Genomic DNA, 6240 nt, shown 5'->3' on the forward strand with positions numbered 1-6240 from the left:
AGGGCTGCAGATAGATTTGCACAGGGAGTGAATAACTAAGCAGAGACTATTCAGCACAAATTCAGCCAGCAGTTCAAGCAAGCAAGAAGCCATCGTCGCTGGCCAGAAATCAGCGGCTAACTGCCGCTCGGTAAGCACTTTGCATGTTTATTGGAAAAAAAATTTATACATCCACATCCAATTTAAGCAGATTGGTCTGAAGCAACAGCTGCAAGGCATCTTTTGTCATGCCTACAGCTTTCAGCATACTTTGCATTTCAGCCGGCTCCAGTCGTTGGCGCTTTTTTAATTGCTGCCATTGCACAAAGGTCTGCGCCTGCTGAACCACCCGCGCCATCGGCGAAGCTCCGCTGTAACCAACTCCTTCGGCCAGTTGATCCAAAGTCTGACACAAGGGCAAACGCTGCAACCCCCAACAAGACGTTAAATCCGCACTAAGAACAGCTGCATGCTCTGTTAACTGCTCGCTCAGAAAGTCAGCTTCTGGCTCTAATACGTCCAATGCATCAGTCAGCTTAATATCACGCGCCTCGCGTGCTTTGAGCAGCTCATCCCGCTTGACCTGTTGGTAGGTTCTTAAATAACTGCGTACCACTGCAACATGACCCAGGGTATGGAATAAGCCACTGCAAAACGCAGTGTAGCGATGTTCGCGATACAGCTCAGCCAGGGTTTTTGCAGCATTGGCTGTTGCCAGACTGTACTCCCAAAGTACAGTTTTTAAACCATGGAAAGGTTCTGTGGAGTGCGGCATACACCGCTTCATCGCATAGAGTGGAATAATAAACTGCAAGGTCTCCAGGCCAAGAAAACGCAAACCGGTTTTTACGTCTTTAATTAAGCCGCCTGAAGCAGTGCGACCACGGTATTTGGGTTGGTTGATAAGCTTTAATAAGTCTTCAACCAACCAAGGGACTTTTTTAATCGCAGGATCCAGCTGATTAAGAGTGACCGCTTTCGCACTCAGTAAATCCAGTAAAGTAAAAAAGTCTGGCGTTAACTCAAACAAGCTGGCTTTGACATCATCCAGCGACGTCAGTCGCTCCGCCAACAAGTCAGCAACCTGATCATGCAAATGTGCTTGAGCAAACTCGCCAAACTGTTCTTTTGCTTTGGCATCGGCCATCCGTGCTTTACGGGCAGCGGCCTCGACCGCCAGCAAGGTTCTTTGCTGCGAAAGCTCTTGCTGGCTTTTTTTTCCTTGCCGTCGCGCTGGATCAACCCCAATCAGGACATCAAAAAAGCGTAATGAGAAATCGGTTCCTATCGCTGGGGCATTCATCACTGAATCGTAGCCTCGTACGTTATTAAGAGAAATTTGTTTTTCATACTGCTCAGCCGGCTTCGGGCTGTCAAGCAACTCCTGCTGCCAAGCTGCTATTTTGCTGCAAAAACTGTTGCAGCAATACCAAGCCGGCATCGGATAAAATAGCTTCCGGATGAAACTGCACGCCAAACAACGGCATGGTGGTGTGCTTCAGTGCCATCAGCTCATCTGGTGTCGCATCCATGGTTTCGGTCCATGCCAGAGCAGTAAGCTCAGAGGGTAAGCTGTCGGCAGCCACCACCAAAGAGTGGTAGCGGGTTATACTGAGCGGATTCGGCAGATCTTGAAAAATCGACTGATTAGTATGTCGGATCCAGGAGTTCTTGCCGTGCATCACGGTACGGGCTCGCACCACTTGAGCACCAAAAACCTGTGCAATGACCTGATGCCCCAGGCACACCCCCAGCAATGGAACTTTACCAGCAAAGTGCTTGACTACAGCCAATGAAATCCCGGCCTGTTCCGGGGTGCCTGGCCCGGGCGAAATCACCAGATAATCCGGCGCTAACTGCTCTATACCGGCCAAGTCAATGGCATCGTTGCGCCTTACCAGTACCTGCTGGCCTAACTGCTGAAAATACTGTACCAGATTCCAGGTAAAGGAATCGTAGTTGTCGATCATAAGTAACATGACTGGATCCGTACTGAGTCGCCGAATTACCAACTAACAGCTAATAACGAAGAAGATTGCTGCCTATTCTATGCAAGCACCCGATTACGACCAAGTGATTTCGCTTGATAGAGTCTTTCATCGGCAGCTGCCAGCATGGCTTCGGCATCAGCATAGTCGGCATCTGAGCACGCGACACCTGCCGAAAAAGTACAATAAAAGTCCTCCCCTGCTGCATGAAAAACAATGCATCGGAAGCTTTCCAGGATCGTTTCCAGCATAGGCATTGCATCCTGGCGGCCGCAATTTGGCAGCACCAACAGGAACTCTTCACCGCCATAACGCCCGGCTTTATCGGTGCGTCGAATGCGCTGTTGCAGCATCGTTGCCAAAGTGGTAATGACCACATCGCCAATGGCATGACCATACTTATCATTGACGGATTTAAAATGATCAATATCCAGCATCACCACACTTACGTTTTTGCCACTTCGTTTAGCGCGCTCAAACTCAAGCTGGGCAACTTCCTTAATGGCACTGTGTTTAATGAGCCCCGTTAAGCTATCTTTTTCAATCAGATTACGAAGTTCACGGCTTCGCGCCAGCCGCACCTGCACGGCTTTAACCAACTGGGCATCGTCAATCGGTTTGGTCATAAAATCATCAGCGCCAAAGGCCATGGCTTTTAGTTGTTGGGTTTGGTCCCTCTCCGCAGACAGATAAACAATCGGTAAACTCTTTAAAGCATCATGTTGTCGAATCACTCCGGCAAGCTCGGGCCCCGAATACAGAGGCATATGTAAATCCATCAGAATCAGTTCTGGCTGAAAATGCAAAATATCCTGAATCAGCTGGCGAGGATCGGCCAAAACCATGCACTCAATACCGGCAGCTTGCAGTGCTAACGCGTAGTGCTCGGCTAACAAAGCATCATCATCCATCACACACACTCGTCCCTTTTGCTCGGACTTAAGCTGCATCAACTCGGTAATACGCCCCAACATCGACGGAATATCCAGTGGCGAGACATAAAAAGCCTGAGCCTGATGCCTTGCAGCCAGAATTCGCAAGTCAAAATCATCCGATGGGGAGTACAGCATCCAGGGAATTTGCTTCTCTTGCATCGCCTTCAGCAAATCGGTTTGTTTGAATACAGAGCCATCGGAGGCGTCCAGCTCTACCGCCGAATAGATGAGTGCCGGTGAGGTTGAATCAAGAGCCTGACAACAAGCGCTAAAATCAGTAAACACTTCAATAGAATAACCAAATGCGGATAACTGCCGGCTCAGATCATGCGTTAGCAGCGCATCATTAAGCAGCAACCAGATCAAATTATTTTCCTGCTCCGCGGCTTGTTTCACAACGGGCATATTCAAACCAGTATCGATGACAGAGGCTACATTGCGCTGAAAAAGCTCGGTTAGTTCAATTAACAACTGCAATGCTCTATCACTCTGTGGTACAGAGTTCTGCAATGCTATAGCGCTTTGCTCTATGTGGCTTGCTAAGTCCCCCAGAGCTTTTTGACCAAAAGTTCCACAGGAGCCTGCCAGTTGGTGACTATCCGCTATCACTTCAGTAAGGAAAGCCAGCTCTCCTTGGGCAATCGCCTTTACAAGCCGGGACAAACGGTCAGCTTTTGCCGTTAGCGTGCCAATGAAGCGTTGCTGCAAAGCAGCAAAACGTTGCTTAATATCCACTTGTTTTTGTTTGGATGTCACCAAACCTCCTAAAGCTGAGCGGCTATTCAGGCCTGGCGCGGAAAGCGCACATAAAAGCGTGCACCACTGCCTGCTTTTGATTCAAAGCCAATGCTACCTTGCATGCCTTCAACCAACTCTTTACACAAGGCCAAGCCCAGCCCTGTACCACCTTTTTCTTTTGCGCTGCTGGCATCCGCCTGGGAGAAGCGCTGAAAGAGCTTATCCTTAAAACCTTCCGGAATACCAGGTCCTTGATCCTGAACCGCAATCTCAATAAAGTCATCCGCCACTCTGGCTTGTAATTGCACTTGTCCCTGCTCTGGTGAGAACTTGATGGCATTGGATAATAAATTCGCCAGAATTTGCTGCAAACGATGTTCATCGACGAAGATGGTCACTGCCTTTGCCGGTTCTGAGATCTGCATTGAGAGCGTTAAACTGGATTTTGCGATATAGGTAGCATGATCAGCCAAGGCTTGCTCAAGCAGCGGCAATAACGGCTGATGCTGGAGCTCAAAATTCATTTTGCCGGCAATCAACTTTTCAATATCCAGCAAGTCATTGATCAACTGTTGCAAGCGGGCATTATTGCTGGTGGCAACATCAAGCAGTTTTTGACCTTTCCCGCTCAATTGCGAGCTTTGAGTAGCCTGCAGTAATTTCAAAGCGCCATTTATTGAGGTAAGCGGTGTTCTGAGCTCATGGCTTACGGTCGAAATAAACTCATCTTTCATCTGCTGCAAACGCATTCGCTCGGTCACATCCTGAACGGAGCCAATCATCATCAAGTCGGGGTTACCGGACTCAGGCAGCATTTGCGCCAGCTCATGTACCCAGCGAATTTCGCCATCGGGTCGGATAATTCGGTGCACCACATCGTGCAAGCCAGTTTGCTTTGCTATTGTTTCGCTGGCCTCAACCAAATGCAAATCATCCGGATGCACTGTACTTTTAAATAAAGCGACACTGGGCTCAGTGGTGGCCGCATCAAAACCAAACACATCATAAATCATCGGCGACCACCACAGATCGCCCGTTTTTAATGAGGCCTGCCAGTACCCTATTTGTGCCTGCTGGCTGGATAGCTCCAGCCGTTGCTGCGCCAGATGCAACTGCTCGTTGGCTCGCTCCAGCTCCAGATAGTGCTGTTTGGTGTCGGTAATATCATAGATATAGCCATGCCACAGCACACTGCCATCCAGCATGGCCTCTGGCATGGCTCTGCCAGACAACCACATCACTTCACCTTGCCGGTTAACCACCCGATATTCATGCTGCCAGAGCGATAGCTCGACACGGGAGCGCCCAATACTATCGGTCACAGCTGGTAAGTCTTCAGGCAGAATGCACTGGAACACCTGACTGGCATCTGTTTTGGCTTCTTCGGGACTCACCCCATAAATTTTTTTCAGATTGGCGCTGGCATAAGGGAAACTGGAGCGGCCATCCGGCCATTGCTGAAACTGATAGACCACACCTGGTAGTTGCTCCGCCAACTTGAGTAACTGACGCTTAAGTGTTTTTTCATTGGTCACATCCAGAATAAAACCATCCAGATAGCGAAGACTGCCATCCTGGTGGTACTCCCCCATACCGCGCTCTTCCACATAGCGCACTGAGCCGTCTTTGTGCAGCACCCGGTACTGCAGTAACCAGCTGTTTTTTTCAGCAACGGCTTTGGCGATTTCGTCTTCCAGTCGCGAAGCGTCCTCCGGATGGATCACACTGGCATAGCTGCGGACCTTGTTCTGGATAAAATCACTGGCCGGATACCCGGATAAGGGGTCAATGCTGCCGCTCATATACACCATGGTCCAGTGCTCATCAGCAAGACAGCGGTAGGTAATGCCAGGAATATTCGCCACCAGTGTTTGGAATTGATCGCGGCTTTGTTGCAGTGCCTGCCGTACCTCCATTTCCAAAGTTAAATCCATATGACTACCCACCATGCGAATGGGTTGGTTATCTGCCGACCACTCGATAACTTTACCAACACAGCGGACCCAAACAACAGTGCCGTTTTTGTGGTGATAGCGCACCACATTATCAAAAGGCACTTCTCCCCGGCTGGCAATATGCTGCTCAAAAGAAACCAGCACTTTGCTCAAGTCGTCCGGGAAAATAATTTTTTGCCAGGCCTCGGGCGAGTTTTCCATCTCATCATCGCTGTAGCCAAACATCAGCTTAAATGAAGGGCTCAAATACTCGGTATTCTCCTGAATATACCAATCCCAATAACCAGCCATGGTTTGTTCCAGGATTTGCTCAAACAACCACTTTTGTTCCTGCAGTTGCTGTTCCGCTTGTTTTTGTTCAGTGATATCGGCATGGGTGCCATACATCATCAAAGGCTTACCATCGTCTGTCCAGCTGACCACGCGGCCGCGGTCATGCACCCAGACCCAATGACCTGCTTTGTGCTTCATCCGGCATTTCACATCGTAAAAAGCAAGCTTCCCCTGAAAGTGTTGCTCCAGCAAGGCACCGGATTCTTTTAAATCATCCGGGTGCGCCAGACTGGCCCAGGTTTCAATACTGATAGGATCAAGCTCTTCCAGGGTGTACCCGACGATTTCTGCCCAGCGCTCATTGAAGATGGT

Annotated in this window: 4 protein-coding genes; all 4 read right to left on the minus strand. The window is 49.4% G+C overall.

All coding sequences use genetic code 11. The annotated features are described in order from the left end of the window. Positions 1-163: 163 nt before the first annotated feature. Positions 164-1282: an HDOD domain-containing protein gene (locus JJU14_RS09590; RefSeq protein WP_228612947.1), complete on the minus strand. Its 1119-nt coding sequence runs from the start codon at positions 1280-1282 to the stop codon at positions 164-166. Positions 1283-1352: 70 nt separating this feature from the next. Continuing rightward, positions 1353-1958 (minus strand): aminodeoxychorismate/anthranilate synthase component II, encoded by a 606-nt coding sequence (locus JJU14_RS09595; RefSeq protein ID WP_228612949.1) that lies wholly within the window; start codon positions 1956-1958, stop codon positions 1353-1355. A gap of 68 nt (positions 1959-2026) precedes the next feature. Beyond that, the gene (locus tag JJU14_RS09600; protein ID WP_228612951.1) at positions 2027-3658 is read right to left on the minus strand and encodes a diguanylate cyclase; all 1632 of its coding nucleotides are present in this window, start codon (positions 3656-3658) and stop codon (positions 2027-2029) included. Positions 3659-3684: 26 nt separating this feature from the next. Next, a partial coding sequence (locus tag JJU14_RS09605; RefSeq protein WP_228612953.1) for a PAS domain-containing protein occupies positions 3685-6240 on the minus strand: 2556 nt, incomplete at its 5' end.

Origin of the sequence: Alkalimonas sp. (assembly GCF_020831925.1) — a bacterium.
Lineage (GTDB): Bacteria > Pseudomonadota > Gammaproteobacteria > Enterobacterales > Alteromonadaceae > Alkalimonas.